Origin of the sequence: Spongiibacter pelagi, assembly GCF_014705705.1 — a bacterium.
Taxonomy (GTDB): Bacteria; Pseudomonadota; Gammaproteobacteria; order Pseudomonadales; family Spongiibacteraceae; genus Spongiibacter; species Spongiibacter pelagi.
Genome location: NZ_JACXLD010000001.1, coordinates 136,859 through 152,725 on the forward strand (window position 1 = coordinate 136,859; position 15,867 = coordinate 152,725).

A 15,867-nucleotide genomic window follows, 5' to 3' on the forward strand; every position below is an offset into this window, starting at 1 on the left:
ACATGAGCGACAAAATCGTTCACGTCACTGACAGCAGCTTTGAGGACGAAGTCCTGAAGTCTGAACTGCCCGTACTGGTCGATTTCTGGGCCGAATGGTGTGGTCCTTGTAAAATGATTGCCCCAGTCCTCGACGAAATCGCCGAGACTTATGACGGCAAACTGAAAATCTGCAAAATCGACGTTGATGCTAACAGCGACACGCCTGCCAAGTTCAGCGTGCGCGGTATTCCAACGCTGATGATTTTCAAAGGCGGCAATGCCGAAGCCACTAAAGTTGGCGCACTGTCTAGAACGCAATTAAGCGATTTCATTGACGGCGCACTGTGATTGACTCGGCCCGGCGGTGTAATAACAGCTGGGCCGAATCCACATAGGACAAAAGCTAGACGGTATCCGTTTTCAGTGCTACAGTTCTGGCAATCCTCGAATTCCAATAATTCCAAAAACCCTTTTTAAACTAACCAATATCGAGCCATTTCGGCATTGAGACCCAATCTGTGTCTCGATAATCCCTTCTGTATATCACCCGTATCTGGAACCCATGAACCTAACCGACCTTAAAACCAAATCTGCCCAAGAACTTTTGGACATCGCCAAAGAAAGCGGCCTAGACAACATCGCCCGCTCACGCAAACAAGACATTATCTTCTCCATCCTCAAGCGCCACGCCAAAAGTGGTGAGGATATTCACGGCGATGGTGTTCTGGAAATTCTGCAGGACGGTTTCGGATTTCTGCGTTCCGAAGACTGCTCATACCTAGCCGGCCCCGACGATATCTACGTCTCGCCCAGCCAGATTCGCCGCTTCAACCTGCGTACCGGTGACAGTATTTCCGGCAAAATTCGCCCCCCAAAAGAAGGCGAGCGCTACTTTGCCCTGCTCAAGGTCGATGAAGTTAACTTCGCGCCGCCAGAGCAGTCCAAGAACAAGGTGTTGTTTGAAAACTTAACCCCCCTGTTCCCCAATGATCGTCTGACACTGGAACTGGGCAACGGCTCTACCGAAGATTTGACCGGCCGCATCATCGACCTTAGCGCCCCCATCGGTAAAGGCCAGCGCGGCCTGATCGTGGCACCGCCCAAAGCCGGTAAAACGCTGATGCTGCAAAACATTGCGCAAAGCATCATCCGCAACAACCCCGAGTGTTACGTTATTGTTCTGCTGATCGACGAGCGTCCAGAAGAAGTGACCGAAATGCAGCGCTCAGTGGGTGCACGCGGCGCCGAAGTGGTTGCCTCGACCTTTGACGAGCCACCAGCCCGTCACGTACAAGTTGCGGAAATGGTTATCGAAAAAGCCAAACGTCTGGTTGAACACAAAAAAGACGTGGTTATTCTGCTCGACTCCATCACCCGTTTGGCCCGCGCCTACAACACCATCGTGCCCAGCTCCGGCAAGGTACTGACCGGCGGTGTCGACGCCCACGCACTGGAGCGCCCCAAGCGTTTCTTTGGTGCCGCGCGTAATATCGAAGAAGGCGGCAGCCTCACTATTATCGCCACTGCGCTGATCGACACTGGCTCGAAGATGGACGAAGTCATCTACGAAGAATTTAAAGGTACCGGTAACAACGAACTGCATCTGGATCGCAAGATCGCCGAGAAGCGCGTTTACCCGGCCATCAATATTCGCCGCTCCGGCACCCGCCGTGAAGAATTACTGACCGGCGAAGAAGAACTGCAACGCATGTGGATTCTGCGCAAGCTGCTGCACGGCATGGAAGACACCCCGGCGATTGAGTTCTTAATCGACAAACTGAAAGACACCAAAACCAATAACGAATTCTTTGATTCGATGAAACGGAAATAAGGTGTAAGTCTAAAAAGTCCTACCTAGCGTAGGACTTTTTGTTTCACCACTCCCTCGTTTTACGGAATGTCTGATTAATGATCTATCGCGACCTGAGAGAATTTATCAAGCACCTCGAAGCTGAAGGTGAGCTTAAACGCATCACCCAGCCGGTCGACCCAAACCTAGAAATGACCGAAATCTGCGACCGGGTGTTACGCGCCGGTGGCCCCGCCCTGCTGTTTGAAAATCCCAAGGGTTACAACGTGCCGGTGCTGGCCAATTTATTCGGCACCGAAAAGCGCGTCGCCATGGGCATGGGGCAAAAGGACATTGAAGCCCTGCATGAAGTCGGCGAATTATTGGCATTCCTTCGTCAACCCGATCCACCAAAAGGCCTGCGCGACGCGTGGAGCAAACTGCCCATTTTCAAACAAGTTTTGAATATGGGCCCGAAAATGGTCAGCAAACCCGCCTGTCAGGATGTGGTGATTAAAGACGATGCCGTTAATCTTCATCTGCTGCCCATTCAAACCTGCTGGCCCGGCGATGTTGCCCCCTTGGTAACGTGGCCACTGGTCATTACCCGCGGTCCGCACAAAGAGCGCCAAAACCTCGGCATCTACCGGATGCAGAAAATTGCCCGCAACAAGCTGATTATGCGCTGGCTATCTCACCGGGGCGGCGCGCTGGATTTTGCCGAATTTAAAAAGGCACACCCCGGCGAAAAATTTCCGGTTTCCGTGGCCTTGGGCGCCGACCCTGCCACCACCTTGGGCGCGGTTACACCTATTCCAGATAGCCTCAGCGAATACGCATTTGCCGGTTTACTGCGTGGCGAAAAAACCGAGTTAGCCAAAAGCCTAAGCAATGATTTGCAGGTGCCCGCCAATGCGGAAATGATTCTGGAAGGCTATATCGATCCGGAAGAAATGGCGGATGAAGGCCCCTATGGCGACCACACCGGTTATTACAATGAGGTTGATCGCTTTCCGGTATTTACCGTTACCCATATCACCCACCGCAAAGACCCGATTTATCACAGCACCTATACCGGCCGCCCACCGGATGAGCCGGCGGTATTGGGTGTCGCCTTAAATGAAGTATTGGTGCCGATGTTGCGCCGGCAATTTCCCGAGATTATTGATTTCTATCTCCCGCCGGAAGGCTGCTCGTATCGCATGGCGGTGGTCACCATCAAAAAAGAATATCCCGGCCATGCCAAGCGAGTGATGTTTGGCGTGTGGTCATTCCTGCGCCAATTTATGTACACCAAGTTTGTGATCGTCTGTGACGACGACGTGAATGCCCGCGACTGGAAAGACGTCATCTGGGCCATCACCACCCGTATGGACCCACAGCGCGACACGGTACTGGTAGAACATACCCCCATCGACTACCTCGACTTTGCCTCTCCCGTTTCCGGCCTCGGCTCCAAGATGGGTATGGATGCCACCAATAAATGGCCGGGAGAAACCGACCGTGAATGGGGTATTCCCATTGAGCGCGACCCGGATGTGGTTGAGCGTATCGACGCCCTCTGGGATCAGCTTGGGCTGTAACTAGCCCAAGCGCTAACACCACTGTGCTGCCGCCACTTTCCCTTTATATTCACGTTCCTTGGTGCGTGCGCAAATGCCCCTACTGCGACTTTAACTCCCACGCCAAACAGGATGTCTTACCTGAGCAGCAGTATATTGCCGCCTTGCTCGAGGATCTCGAACAAGATCTGAGCTTCGTTCAGGGCCGAGCAATTCAGAGCATTTTTTTTGGCGGCGGCACACCTAGTCTGTTGAGCGCAGAAGCCTATCAACAGCTTTTTACCGGCCTGAAACAAAAACTGGTATTTGCCGACGACATAGAAATCACACTGGAAGCCAATCCCGGTACACTGGAGCAAGGTCGTTTTGCCGATTACCGCGCCCTTGGCATTAACCGCCTATCCATTGGCGTGCAAAGTTTTGACCCCACCCAACTGCAAAAACTGGGGCGCATCCATTCCAGTAATGACGCCATCAAAGCCATTCACAGCGCCCGCAGCGCGGGCTACGATAATTTTAATATCGACTTGATGCACGGCCTTAACGAGCAGAGCATCGAGCAGGCTTTAGAAGACCTGCGCAGGGCACTTGGCGAAGGCGCTCCACATATTTCCTGGTATCAACTGACCATAGAACCGAATACCGAATTCTATAAACAACCGCCACGACTACCGCTGGAAAACGATATTAGCCGCATACAGGCAGCCGGTTTTGACCTGCTCGCACAGCACGGTTTTGAACGCTACGAAGTTTCTGCCTTTGCCAAACCTAACCATCAAGCAAGACATAACCTGAATTATTGGAAATTTGGCGACTACCTCGCCCTTGGCGCCGGCGCCCACGGCAAAATCAGCTTCGCTGCTAAAAATGGTACGCCCGGTTTTGAGAAAATTATTCGCTATCAGAAAACCCGTAAACCGGAAGACTATCTAAACCGCATCGGTTCACGCACCAGCAAACGGGAAGACATTGCCCAAGAAGATTTACCGCTGGAATTTATGATGAACGCATTGCGGCTGAAAAATGGCGTTAGCGTAGAAGTTTTTGCAAAACACACCGGGCAGCCACTAACGAATATTCAAGCTACACTCAACGCACTCAAACAACAAAAACTACTGGCAGATACAACGGATAAAATCCAAGCCACGGAAAAAGGCTTCCTACTACTCGACTCCATTCTCGGCGAGTTTCTGCCTTAGATTTTTCAGAACCGATTTCCGTTATCGAGGTGCAGATAGGAAATTAGAGGCTCAGGGCAACGTCACGAGCACATACCGATTTCCGTTATCAAGATGCAGATAGGGAATTAGAGGCTCAGCGTATCTACCCCACATTCTAATTTCCGATATCGAGGCGCAGATAGGAAATTAGAGGCTCAGCGTAATGTTGCGAGCAAAGGCAGGCAAGCCTCCGCCGGAGCATAGCAAACGGAGTTTATATGCGAATAAATGAGTATTGCGAGCTCATGCCGATTTCCGTTATCGAGGCCGCCACGGCGAGGCAAAATTAAGCAAAGGCTGGGAGTTTATAGCTAATAAATGACCAGCCTGAGTGAAATTTTAACGACGCCGTGGCTACGCAGATAGGAAATCACACATAACGCACGGCACCGCCGTCAATCCGGATATTCTGCCCATTAATAAATCCCGCCCGCTCACTGCACAAAAACGCCACCAAATCCGCCACCTCTTCCCGCTCGGCGATCCGCCCACAGGCATTGGGAAATTCGGTTTCTACTACTTTCTGTTCTATCTCCGCCCAGCTCTCACCCCAACCCTTGCGCTGAGCTTTAAGCCGAAAGCCGGCTTCTAGTTCTGGGGTTCTGATATAGCCGGGGGAAACCGTATTTACGGTAATACCGGTATTGGATAATTCTTTGGTAAGGCTTACCGCCATCGTTGCCATTGCACCTTTGGCTGCGTAGTACTGCGGCATAATATTATTGGGCTGATGACTGCCGATGGTGCCTAGCATAATAATTCGGCCCCAAGCCCGTGTTTTCATATCGGGAATAAGACCTTGACTGAGCCGAGCGGCGGAGAGCACATTTTTTTCGTAGCTTTGTATCCACCCGGCCCAATCGGGTTCCGACCATTTGCCGCGCTCGGCGGTGCCATAGTTATTCACCAGAATATCTACCGGCCCTATTTCTGCCAACTGCTGTAATACCTGCTGGCAACCTTGTTCCGTGGCAATATCGCCCCAGACATAATGAGCGCTGTACTCGGCGAGCCAGTCCGGCTGTTGTTCTTCGGTAAATCCATGAACGATAACCCTTGCGCCCTCAGCAGCTAGGGTACGGCTTATGATCTCTCCGGTGCCCCGATGACTGCCAGTGATGAGTGCCGTTTTTCCAGCAAGCCCTAAGTTCATAACACGCTCTCAATATTTATTGAAAGCCGTCATCCTACTGAAAGTTTCAGGATTGCACTAATGGATGAAGCTCCCTTCTTCGCTCCAATGGTCGCTCAATGCCCAATATGACGTTACGCCATTTCGCAGACCCCATGGCCAGCATCAAATGAATCAAGAACCAACTTAAGCAGGCGGTAGCTATTGTGTGACTCAGAAAGTGATGACCGATTAACATTTTGTAGCCGCCCATAATACTTCCGGCGGCAAATCCCACCGCTAAAAGCACATAACGACGACGCTTACTGAGGGGCAGATAAAACAGGGCGAGCAATGCAAAGCCTCCGCTGGCATGACCGGCGGGAAAGCAGCGTTGACGGGAGCTAGGATACTGCCCCTTGGGGTAAGACTCATAAACCCGCACATAGGGCAGGTCACCCTCATAGCGAACCAGATCAGCAGGGCAGGCCACATTGGTCACATTTTTAAGGCTGGTGGTCACCGCGGGAACCAAGACCATGCTCCAAAACAATAACCACATTGCAGGACGAAAACGCGGCCAGCGCTGAGCTCGACGAGTAACAATCAGTACCAGCAACAAAGCCAAGGCTGCAAACGCTAGCAGCCGCTTTGGGCCGTCGTAAAACACGGTGCGTAATAAGGCATTATGTCTATCCAACAACCACTGCTGTGAATGAATGTCGAATAAGCGATCCTGCAACCACAAATCAAAACCAACGACTTCACAGACCCAAACCCCGCCCACCATTAATAGTGAAGCGAAAATCATCTGCCGATACGGGATCGCCATCAATCCATCCTAAAATGAAGAAGAGGATTTTTGGCCTTGGATGGTAATTCAATCTGCTCCTCAAACATCCCCAGCAATGTGTCGAATACCACATCATGGGAATAGGGCTGGGCTTGATTAGCTTTGCTAGCCTCAAAATCGATATCATCATGCGGCCCCACCCACGCCATAATCGGCACATGGGTTTGCGCTTCTGGCGCAAAACTATAAGGCAAACCATGCAAGTACACGCCATTTTCTCCCAGCGACTCACCGTGATCACTGACAAACAGCATATTGGTTTCATACTCTGCCGAATTATTTTTCAGCAGAGTAATAACTTCATTCAAAAAATAGTCGGTGTACGCCACCGCATTGTCGTAGGCATTGATCACTTCCTGCTGACTACACTCAGCAAGCTCATTAGTGCGGCACACTGGTGTGAAGCGCTCAAAGGACGCTGGATAGCGCTTGTAATACGCCGGACCGTGATTACCCATTTGGTGCAGTACAATTAATTTATCGCCCGGCGTGGTATCAATGTATTCCTGTAAGCCCGCTAGCATCCCCACATCGCGGCACTCTTCGTCGCAAACCGGATTGGTTTCTGGCCGCCTAAAGTCTTCAAAGGTGACGCGGTCAGCTACGCCTTTTGAGTCGGAATTATTGTCTCGCCAGAGCACTTTAACGCCAGATTCAGCCAGCAAATCCAGTACGTTCTCAGAATTACGCGCCTCTTTTACATCGATATTGTCGTGTCCCAAATAGGAAAACATACAGGGCACAGAGATCGCGGTTGAAGTACCGCAGGAGCTGACATTACTGAAATTCAACAGGCGCTCTTGTTGGGCCATTAGCGGGGTAGTATCGCGCTCATACCCATTAAGCCCCAAATGATCTGAGCGCAGGGTTTCACCCACCACCATAATCACCAATTCATGATGGCCAAAACCAGCTATCACGCGAGCATCTGTTGGCAATTCCTCAAATGGTTTAGCCTCGGCGACAAACCATCGTTCACTTGAAAACAAAATAGCGGAATACAGTGGGTAACCTGGGTTCAGCAGGTAGCGCACCGGCTTGTGCTCACGAAAAAAACTGGCGTACTGACTACTAGCCGAACCAATACAAATTGCCATTACCAATAGTGCACCAAGACCAACACCCGCCATTTGCAGACGCTGTACCCACCAACGCTTGGGCTCAAGGGGCACAAGTAAAACCAAAGCAGCGGGCAATAAACCAAAAACCAACAGGCGAACGATCAATCCAACGTTCATCAAATCCGCACTTTCTGCCGGATTGGTTTCGATCACATTGCGCAGCATTTCATCATTGACGATAACGCCGTACTGGTCCGCAAAGAAGCTAACGGGTGCCGCAATCAATAACAGCAGGGCAAGAACAAATCGCAGCGGCAACACCAGCGCCAACAAAGCCACAATAAAGCATTGCAGGGCCAAAACCATCACACCCACTGATAACACAAATAGCTGATTTTCAGACCAAGGATAGATATTCAGCAACGCCGAAAAAAAACTGTGGTTGGCACTGCCAAGAAGGTATACCGAAACCAAAAGAATCAAATTGAGAGGATTTCTAATTAAGCGCGCCACAACGACCAACCTTTGCCTATTTTCAGGTCGAGTGTGACACGCAATTATTAGCTAAAAATTAAGAAAAGCTCAGAAATAAAACTTGTGCCAGTTTTATGGCACACTCAGCACTTCACTGACCAAATTCCTTACTTAAAAATAAAGAAGTCTGCTATGAAATTTTGCCCTCAATGTGCCAGCCCCATTTCTGACGCCATGATCGACGGCGAACTGCGTAAAGCCTGTTCAGATGTTGCCTGTAATTTTGTTCACTTCAATAACCCTACTCCCGTGGTGGCGATGATTGTTGAAGTTGACGGCGGTGTAGTGATGGCCCACAACGTCAGCTGGCCAAAAAAGTTTTACTCAATCATTACCGGTTTCCTCGAAGCCGGGGAAGACCCGCTGGAATGTGCGGTACGCGAAACCAAGGAAGAACTGAACCTGACCGCCGTAGATACCAAGCTGGTCGGCGTTTACGCTTTTCCTCAACAAAATCAGGTAATTATTGCCTACCACGTGAAAGCGGTTGGCGAAATAAAACTCAATGAAGAGCTGGACGATTACAAGATTGTGCCGCCCGCTGAAATTCAGCCTTGGCCAATGGGCACCGGCCTGGCACTCAAAGACTGGATGCAGTCACTGGGGCTGTAATCCGCATGGCGACGCTACGCACCCAGCGGACCAAGCTGTTTTACCTGCTCAGCAAGCTGGGGCGCTGGTCGCCGTTTCATCGCCGGGCCCGCGATCTACAAAATATCTTTAACTACCTGCCAATCCATCCGGATTTCGCCAGTTCAGGCCAGCCAACAGAATCACAATTTCACCTGATTAAAGCACAGGGCTTTACCACGGTTATCAACCTAGCCCCCCATCACGCCGAGAATGCCTTGGCGGATGAAGCCGGCCTATTGGCAAAGCTGGGGCTGAACTATCACCATATCCCCGTGGATTTTAAGCATCCCACTGAGACTGACTTCGCCCAGTTCACCCAAGCCATGCAGACTAAGCCCGGTAAAGTGTGGCTGCACTGCGCAGCCAATATGCGCGCCTCGGCATTTGTATTTCGCTACCGACGCGAGCAATTGGGCGAGCCGCTAGAAATCTGCCTGCAAGACCTCCACCGAATTTGGGAACCCTATGGTGTATGGGCCGAATTTATTCGGCCCGCACTGGCGTTAAAGAATTAAATAACATCCTTGCGTTTATTGATGATGCGCTCTAGATCCATAAACGTGTCGGCAACCTTGGAAAAGTCGATCTTGATACCCAGCGCCCGCAAAAAGTCAGACGCTGAAAACAAGCCACAAATCTGGGCCAGATCACCAGCTCCCTCAACCACCAGCAGGTGTTGACCACGCACCGCTTGCAACACCGGCACAATATCGCCCAATGAGGCGCGCTCAACATCTGCCCGAGAAATGGCTTTAAGGTGGCTTTTGGGCTCCATAATATTTTTTACCTGTACCTCTGTAAGCGGAATGCCCGCCTCATTGGCATAGGCCATCGGTTTACGGCTCATCAAGTCCATAGCGGAGACAACGCCAGCAAAGCGAGACTGGTTATCCACTACCATTAGCGCCCGGATTTTATTGGCTTTCATTAATTCTAGGGCTGCATTAGTGGTCATTGAGGTACTGGCCGTCACCGCCTGCGCTTTGCGAAAATCCACCATCAATGAGCTTGCTGGGCTGTCCAAGTCATACACACCCGCTTGTACTTGCGGGGTGGCCAAAGCGCAGTTTTCAGAGATGGTTTGTAGGGTAATCTTGCGTGATAGTGCGTTCATGATTTCATTCCTAATCGTTCAATATCCCAAGAAAGTCTTTCTGTCGGGATCAATAGTGTTCAGCGATAGCAACCGCCTGAGCGGCAGAACAAACCGGACAACGTAGTAAATGGACAGGCCTTGCCCGCCAAAGCAGCGCTGAGCCGGCGAGAATCAGATCAGGAAGAAAGGGGGAGCGCGAATAGTGGACGGACGGTGACTGGCCTCTACCCAGACCACATGTACATCGTATGAGTCACTTTGAAAGAGAGAAAGCCGAGTGGGCGCCAGCTCTTGAAAATACAGGTCTGGAAGATCATCGACAGCAGAATCGGCATCGGAGGTATCACCGACGTTGCAAATATTAGCGTCGATACTCAGGTAAACGCCCGAACGTCCAAACTCGGAGGCCATCACAAATTGTGTAGCTAAAGCCAACACCGCAAGCAAACCCACCAGCTTTGTCAGCAGGTTTCTCGCTTTACCATTTGTGAGAATATGGGGATTCATGCGTGCACAGACCTCTACTCGCCATACTAGTTCTATCTGTGTAGTGCTGCAATACGCACAAAACCCCACCGCCACTGGCAGCCAAGGCCGGAAACAGGGATAATGTCGGCCCGCAAAAATTTGCCAATCGACACAAGTAACAGACCCAAGCCGCTATGAAAGAACATGTTGCCGAACTCATTCAGCAAGCCCTTAATGCCCTGCGCAGCAGCCAAGAATGGCCCGCAGACCTGAGCCCGGGCATTCAGATTGAGCGAACCCGCGACAAAAGCCACGGCGACTTGGCCTGTAATATTGCCCTTACCTTGGCAAAACCGCTGAAATCCAATCCCCGCGCCATTGCCCAGCAAATTCTGGAAGCTCTGCCCGCCAGCCCCAATGTGATTAAGGTCGAGCTCGCCGGCCCCGGCTTTATCAACTTCTTTCTCAGCGAAGCCAGCAATTACGAAATTGTCAAAAAGGTAATCGCAGAGGGCGAGCAATTCGGCCTTGGATCAAATAAAGAACAGCGCATCCAAGTTGAATTTGTATCTGCCAACCCCACCGGCCCGTTGCATGTGGGTCATGGTCGCGGCGCCGCCTATGGCGCAACCGTGGCCAATTTGCTGGAAGCGGTCGGTTACGACGTATGGCGCGAATACTATGTGAATGATGCCGGCCGCCAAATGGATATTCTCGGCACCAGCGTTTGGCTGCGCTACCTGCAAGCTTGCGGTGAAACCCTGACCTTCCCTAGCAATGGCTATCAGGGCGATTATATTGCCGACTATGGCCGCGAGTTGTTGGACGCTCACGGCGAAAGCCTGCGCAAAACTGCCGCCGAGGTGTTTGCCAATGTCTGTGCCGATGCGCCCGATGGCGGCGATAAAGAAAAGCATATCGACGATCTGATCAACAGCGCCAAACAGCTTCTCGGCGACGATTATCAGATTCCTTTTAATAAGGGATTAGACGCTATTCTTGGCGATATTCGCGATGATCTGGGCGAGTTCGGTGTGACCTATCAGGAGTGGTTCTCCGAGCGCAGCCTCACTCAAAACCCAGATCAAGTCAGCCGGGCAATTAGCAAGCTGCAAGAAAACGGTTTTATTGAAGAGCGCGACGGCGCCCTGTGGTTCCTTTCTACCCAATTCGGCGACGACAAAGACCGGGTCGTGAAGCGCGAAAATGGCCAGACCACCTACTTCGCCTCCGACATCGCCTACCACCTGAATAAATTTGAGCGCGGTTTTGATCGGGTTATCAATATCTGGGGCGCCGACCACCACGGCTATATCGCTCGGGTGAAAGCGGCACTGCAAGCACTGGGCATCGACCCCGAACGCCTTGTTGTGCGCCTAGTGCAATTCGTTTCTCTGTTCCGTGGCGATCAACAAGTGCAAATGTCGACCCGCTCCGGCTCCTTCGTAACCCTGCGCGAACTGCGCGACGATGTTGGCAACGACGCCGCCCGCTTCTTTTATATTATGCGCAAAGCCGATCAAGCCACCGACTTTGATCTTGAGCTGGCCAAATCCGAAAGCAAAGACAACCCGGTGTATTACATTCAGTACGCCCATGCTCGCGTCTCCAGTATTTTGCGCAAGCTGAACGCCGAGTCTGGCAGCGACTGGTCTATTGATGCCGGCCTAAGCCAGTTGGAAAAACTGGAGCTGGAAGCAGAAAAAGACCTGATGGTAAAACTGACTCGCTATCCAGAAGCGTTGAACAGTGCCGCCGAGCAATTTGAGCCACACAGCCTTGCCCACTATCTGCGCGAACTGGCTGGCGACTACCACAGCTACTACAACGCCCATAAAATTCTGGGCGAAGCCGATGAGCTACGCGATGCCCGCCTCGCCTTATCGATCGCCGTGCAACAAGTACTGCGCAATGGCCTGAAACTACTGGGCGTCTCTGCCCCAGAGGAGATGTAAGCGTGACCCAGCGCCGCCGTCCCGCCGCCCAAAAACGCAGCTCACGCGGAGCGACCCGTACCGGGCCTAGCCATAAAACCATGCCCGCCGGACTGATGTTTGGTGCCGGTTTTTTCTGCGGCATTGTAGTTGCGGTACTGGTCATTTCTGCACTGGATAAAAATGGCGATCAAGTAGCGGCAACACAAACGCCAAGCGCGGCAAGCAAACCCGCCACCAAACCGGCCAAGCCGGCGGACAAAACCACAACCCGCTTCGACTTCTTTACGGTACTGCCAGAACAAGAAGTGATCGTTCCCGACGAAAGCCCTGAAATTAAACCCCGTACCAGCACAACCAGCAGCCCCGCCGCCGACAATATCATCAGCGGCGAAAAATACCTGCTGCAAGCGGGCTCATTCCGCAACTTTAATGACGCCGACCGCCGCCGCGCCCAGATGATTCTGCTCGGCCTAGACGCCCGCGTGGAATCGGTAGACGCCAATGGCGATCGCTGGCACCGGGTTTACGTTGGCCCTTTCCAGAGCCGAAGCAAATTGGCCAGCGCCCGCGACACTCTCAATGGCGAAGGCATCGACACACTGGTTATTCGCCAGAAGCAGTAACCCCCTCGCCCAAGACTTCCACTGCGAATGTCTTGGGTGTAAGGTTTTACAATTACATAACATGCGAAGGATCGCCTATGTATTTGCTTACCGCATTAGACACCCCACTTTTAACATCAACCAAAAAAGTTTGGGAGTCTTATCTACAAGACGACGACTTACCCTTTTCACCTACGGGCTATGAAGGCCTACTTTCCTTGTGCGAAAGCACCTTGGCAAACCCTCAGGCCCACCGAGACACACTGTTATTTGCCGTTCATCGCCGAGACGAGACTTTCGCCACCGCGATTTTTCTCGTTACCATTCCGCTGGCCGGCACCCAGCATGCGTGGATGAAAATTCTGGAATCACGCACCTCCCCCGCCCTCGATAGCCGTTGGACAAACTCACCGATACCCATTACCGACCGACTGCGAAAAATCGCACAGGTTTTAGTGACCGGCTTTTTTGAGCTTTACCGGGAATCCATCACCACATATCAATGTTCCAAGCTGAAGATTTTTGGCAATAAGCAGGCCGACCGCGCGCTGTTTATGAAATTTGTAGAGCACCTCGATAATGCCCCAGAAACCGAGGAAGACATAGGACAAGGACTGGAAATTAGCTTGGAAAGCTACGGCGCATGGATGGAACTGTCCACCCGCCCCATACATTGACAATGACGGCAATTACTGATTTCCTAACTTGCCTTCAAAAATGGATGATAAGTACGCCGTTCAGTGCACTTCGGAACTGGCCAGCATAAAAATGGACACCGCTATGAAAACCACAATCAGCATCCAACATATTGAAAAAGCAAAGAAAAACATGGAAAACGCCATGTTTAACGCCCTGCTAGCACTTGGCAACTCCATCAATGAACTGAGCATATTCAGTCAAGAAGAGTCCCGACCAGAACGCCAAGCTCGGGCCGCCTAGAAATCTTAGGCGAACGCAAAGACCGCCACTCGGCGGTTTTTTTGTGCCTGCAATTCATAACATAAAGGGCTTAGCCCAAACCTTTCTTAAGGAAAATATTCTAACTAGCCCTAGAAATCTGCGCCCATCACCCCCATATCGTTGGCAATCCCTTTAACAAGGAGCTTCCTGTGGAACAGTTTCGCGGCACCACTATTCTCTCTGTGCGTCGCCAAAATAAAGTTGTGGTCGGCGGTGACGGTCAAGTCACCCTCGGTAATACCGTCATGAAGGGCAATGCCCGCAAAGTTCGACGCCTCTATAAAGATCAGGTACTGGCCGGATTTGCCGGCGGCACCGCCGATGCCTTTACCTTGTTTGAATTGTTTGAAGCCCAGCTAGAAAAACATCAAGGCAAATTAGTGCGCGCTGCTGTCGAGCTGGCAAAAGCCTGGCGTAGTGAACGCTCACTACGACAACTAGAGGCACTGCTAATCGTTGCCGACAAAGAAACTACCCTAGTCATTAGCGGCAATGGCGATGTGATTGAACCCGAAGACAATATGATCGCTATCGGCTCCGGCGGCTCCTTCGCCACCGCCGCCGCCCGCGCTCTGATGGATAACACCGAACTCAGCGCCTACGACATTGTGGAAAAGGCGCTGGATATCGCCGGCGATATTTGTATTTACACCAACCACAATCGCGTAATGCAAGAACTGGAATTTTAACGGATAGCCCATGTCACAAATGACACCGCGTGAAATTGTTCACGAACTCGACAAGCACATTATTGGCCAGCAAGACGCCAAGCGCGCCGTCGCCATTGCCCTGCGCAATCGCTGGCGCCGCATGCAGCTCGACGAAAGCCTGCGCAACGAAATTACGCCCAAGAATATCTTGATGATTGGCCCCACCGGCGTGGGTAAAACTGAAATTGCCCGCCGCCTCGCCAAACTGGCCAACGCGCCATTTATCAAAGTAGAAGCCACCAAATTCACCGAGGTCGGTTATGTTGGCCGCGATGTGGAATCCATTGTGCGCGATCTCGCCGATGTAGCGATGAAACTCTACCGTGAACAAGCCATGGAGCAAGTGGCCCACCGCGCTCAAGATGCCGCCGAAGACCGGGTTCTAGACGCCCTATTGCCACCCGCTCGCGGCGAAGCCGGTGAAGAAGATCGCCATAGCAGCACCCGCCAAATCTTTCGCAAAAAGCTACGCGAAGGTGAGCTGGACGATAAAGAAATCGAGATTGAAGTCAGCGCCACTCCTGTTGGCGTAGAGATCATGACCCCACCCGGCATGGAAGAAATGGCCAGCCAGCTACAAGGCATGTTTTCCAAAATGGGCGGTGATCGCAGCAAGACCAAACGCTTAACCGTAAAAGCGGCTTTCAAGCAGATTCAAGACGAAGAAGCAGCCAAACTGGTTAATGAAGAAGAATTGAAAGCCAAAGCGCTGCAAGCTGCCGAGCAAAACGGCATTGTCTTTATCGACGAAATCGACAAAGTTGCCAAACGGCAAGACACTGGCGGCGCCGATGTTTCCCGCGAAGGTGTTCAACGCGATCTGCTCCCATTGATCGAAGGCTGCACGGTAAGCACCAAACACGGCATGATCAAAACTGACCATATTTTGTTTATTGCCTCCGGCGCCTTTCATCTGAGCAAACCCTCAGACCTGATTCCTGAATTACAGGGCCGCCTGCCGATTCGAGTAGAACTAAACGCACTGAGTCCCGAGGACTTCCAGCGTATACTCACCGAACCAAAAGCCTCACTTACCGAGCAATACCACGCCCTGCTCGGCACGGAAGGCATGGAAATTGAATTCACCGACGACGGCATAGCCCGCATTGCGGAAACCGCATGGGAAGTGAACGAACGAACAGAAAATATTGGCGCCCGCCGCCTGCACACGGTAATGGAACGCTTGCTGGAAAGTATTTCCTTCGAGGCGGGTGATCGTCACGACAAGCTGATGATTGATGCCGGCTATGTTGAGCAACAACTGGGTGAGCTGGCCAAGGATGAGGATTTGAGTCGCTTCATTTTATAATCAAAGATTCCTTGTGTTTGGATAATTTGAAATTGGATAAA

General features: G+C 51.6%; 17 protein-coding genes. 12 read left to right on the forward strand and 5 right to left on the reverse strand.

All coding sequences use genetic code 11. The features are described 5' to 3' along the window. Nucleotides 1-2: 2 nt before the first annotated feature. From trxA to hemW, 4 genes are all read left to right on the forward strand, one after another. Nucleotides 3-329, forward strand: a complete 327-nt coding sequence (trxA, locus tag IB286_RS00645; RefSeq protein WP_190761733.1) for a thioredoxin TrxA — start codon at nucleotides 3-5, stop codon at nucleotides 327-329. A 214-nt stretch (nucleotides 330-543) separates the two neighbouring features. Next, a complete protein-coding gene (rho, locus tag IB286_RS00650; RefSeq protein ID WP_190761734.1) occupies nucleotides 544-1,812 on the forward strand; it encodes a transcription termination factor Rho in 1,269 nt (422 codons plus the stop codon). Nucleotides 1,813-1,889: 77 nt separating this feature from the next. Next, nucleotides 1,890-3,353 carry a 4-hydroxy-3-polyprenylbenzoate decarboxylase gene (ubiD, locus tag IB286_RS00655; protein WP_190761735.1) on the forward strand — a complete coding sequence of 488 codons (1,464 nt, stop codon included), beginning with the start codon at nucleotides 1,890-1,892 and terminating at the stop codon, nucleotides 3,351-3,353. Nucleotides 3,354-3,376: 23 nt separating this feature from the next. Next, entirely contained in the window at nucleotides 3,377-4,531 is a 1,155-nt protein-coding gene (gene hemW / locus IB286_RS00660) for a radical SAM family heme chaperone HemW (RefSeq protein WP_190761736.1), read from the forward strand. A 391-nt stretch (nucleotides 4,532-4,922) separates the two neighbouring features. Here hemW and IB286_RS00665 read toward each other — a convergent pair whose 3' ends face one another. The 3 genes from IB286_RS00665 to IB286_RS00675 are packed head-to-tail and all read right to left on the reverse strand — an operon-like array spanning nucleotide 4,923 to nucleotide 8,090. Next, complete coding sequence (locus IB286_RS00665; RefSeq protein ID WP_190761737.1) at nucleotides 4,923-5,705, reverse strand: SDR family NAD(P)-dependent oxidoreductase; 783 nt, start codon at nucleotides 5,703-5,705, stop codon at nucleotides 4,923-4,925. Nucleotides 5,706-5,751: 46 nt separating this feature from the next. Next, entirely contained in the window at nucleotides 5,752-6,495 is a 744-nt protein-coding gene (locus IB286_RS00670; protein ID WP_190761738.1) for a phosphatase PAP2 family protein, read from the reverse strand. Next, nucleotides 6,495-8,090 carry a phosphoethanolamine transferase gene (locus tag IB286_RS00675; protein ID WP_190761739.1) on the reverse strand — a complete coding sequence of 532 codons (1,596 nt, stop codon included), beginning with the start codon at nucleotides 8,088-8,090 and terminating at the stop codon, nucleotides 6,495-6,497. Before IB286_RS00675 ends, IB286_RS00670 begins: the two co-directional genes overlap by 1 nt. Before the next feature lie 153 nt (nucleotides 8,091-8,243). Between IB286_RS00675 and IB286_RS00680 the strand changes: the two genes are divergently transcribed. After that, entirely contained in the window at nucleotides 8,244-8,723 is a 480-nt protein-coding gene (locus IB286_RS00680) for an NUDIX domain-containing protein (protein ID WP_190761740.1), read from the forward strand. 5 nt (nucleotides 8,724-8,728) lie between these two features. Then, nucleotides 8,729-9,259 (forward strand): protein tyrosine phosphatase family protein, encoded by a 531-nt coding sequence (locus IB286_RS00685; protein WP_190761741.1) that lies wholly within the window; start codon nucleotides 8,729-8,731, stop codon nucleotides 9,257-9,259. On the opposite strand, the gene IB286_RS00690 is transcribed toward IB286_RS00685, so the two are convergent. Together IB286_RS00690 and IB286_RS00695 are read right to left on the reverse strand one after the other, a co-directional pair. Further along, complete coding sequence (locus IB286_RS00690) at nucleotides 9,256-9,858, reverse strand: CBS domain-containing protein (RefSeq protein ID WP_190761742.1); 603 nt, start codon at nucleotides 9,856-9,858, stop codon at nucleotides 9,256-9,258. The genes IB286_RS00685 and IB286_RS00690 overlap by 4 nt on opposite strands. 153 nt (nucleotides 9,859-10,011) lie before the next feature. Continuing rightward, entirely contained in the window at nucleotides 10,012-10,347 is a 336-nt protein-coding gene (locus tag IB286_RS00695; protein WP_190761743.1) for a hypothetical protein, read from the reverse strand. Nucleotides 10,348-10,502: 155 nt separating this feature from the next. Between IB286_RS00695 and argS the strand changes: the two genes are divergently transcribed. From argS to hslU, 6 genes are all read left to right on the forward strand, one after another. Next, nucleotides 10,503-12,263, forward strand: a complete 1,761-nt coding sequence (argS, locus tag IB286_RS00700) for an arginine--tRNA ligase (protein ID WP_190761744.1) — start codon at nucleotides 10,503-10,505, stop codon at nucleotides 12,261-12,263. A gap of 2 nt (nucleotides 12,264-12,265) precedes the next feature. Next, nucleotides 12,266-12,868 (forward strand): SPOR domain-containing protein, encoded by a 603-nt coding sequence (locus IB286_RS00705; protein ID WP_317889672.1) that lies wholly within the window; start codon nucleotides 12,266-12,268, stop codon nucleotides 12,866-12,868. A gap of 77 nt (nucleotides 12,869-12,945) precedes the next feature. After that, nucleotides 12,946-13,524 (forward strand): hypothetical protein, encoded by a 579-nt coding sequence (locus IB286_RS00710; RefSeq protein ID WP_190761745.1) that lies wholly within the window; start codon nucleotides 12,946-12,948, stop codon nucleotides 13,522-13,524. Between the two features lie 103 nt (nucleotides 13,525-13,627). Further along, nucleotides 13,628-13,786, forward strand: coding sequence for a hypothetical protein (locus IB286_RS00715; protein WP_190761746.1), 159 nt, complete (start codon nucleotides 13,628-13,630; stop codon nucleotides 13,784-13,786). Between the two features lie 170 nt (nucleotides 13,787-13,956). Continuing rightward, entirely contained in the window at nucleotides 13,957-14,496 is a 540-nt protein-coding gene (gene hslV / locus IB286_RS00720) for an ATP-dependent protease subunit HslV (RefSeq protein ID WP_190761747.1), read from the forward strand. A 10-nt stretch (nucleotides 14,497-14,506) separates the two neighbouring features. After that, on the forward strand, nucleotides 14,507-15,826 hold the full coding sequence (hslU, locus tag IB286_RS00725; RefSeq protein WP_190761748.1) for an ATP-dependent protease ATPase subunit HslU: 1,320 nt from the start codon (nucleotides 14,507-14,509) through the stop codon (nucleotides 15,824-15,826). The last annotated feature ends 41 nt before the right edge of the window (nucleotides 15,827-15,867 follow it).

Coding starts and splice junctions, on each gene's coding strand:
- trxA (WP_190761733.1), top strand. CDS start 3: ATGAGCGACAAAATCGTTCACGTCACTGACAGCAGCTTTGAGGACGAA.
- rho (WP_190761734.1), top strand. CDS start 544: ATGAACCTAACCGACCTTAAAACCAAATCTGCCCAAGAACTTTTGGAC.
- ubiD (WP_190761735.1), top strand. CDS start 1,890: ATGATCTATCGCGACCTGAGAGAATTTATCAAGCACCTCGAAGCTGAA.
- IB286_RS00665 (WP_190761737.1), bottom strand. CDS start 5,705: ATGAACTTAGGGCTTGCTGGAAAAACGGCACTCATCACTGGCAGTCAT.
- IB286_RS00670 (WP_190761738.1), bottom strand. CDS start 6,495: ATGGCGATCCCGTATCGGCAGATGATTTTCGCTTCACTATTAATGGTG.
- IB286_RS00680 (WP_190761740.1), top strand. CDS start 8,244: ATGAAATTTTGCCCTCAATGTGCCAGCCCCATTTCTGACGCCATGATC.
- IB286_RS00685 (WP_190761741.1), top strand. CDS start 8,729: ATGGCGACGCTACGCACCCAGCGGACCAAGCTGTTTTACCTGCTCAGC.
- IB286_RS00690 (WP_190761742.1), bottom strand. CDS start 9,858: ATGAACGCACTATCACGCAAGATTACCCTACAAACCATCTCTGAAAAC.
- IB286_RS00695 (WP_190761743.1), bottom strand. CDS start 10,347: ATGAATCCCCATATTCTCACAAATGGTAAAGCGAGAAACCTGCTGACA.
- argS (WP_190761744.1), top strand. CDS start 10,503: ATGAAAGAACATGTTGCCGAACTCATTCAGCAAGCCCTTAATGCCCTG.
- IB286_RS00710 (WP_190761745.1), top strand. CDS start 12,946: ATGTATTTGCTTACCGCATTAGACACCCCACTTTTAACATCAACCAAA.
- IB286_RS00715 (WP_190761746.1), top strand. CDS start 13,628: ATGAAAACCACAATCAGCATCCAACATATTGAAAAAGCAAAGAAAAAC.
- hslU (WP_190761748.1), top strand. CDS start 14,507: ATGTCACAAATGACACCGCGTGAAATTGTTCACGAACTCGACAAGCAC.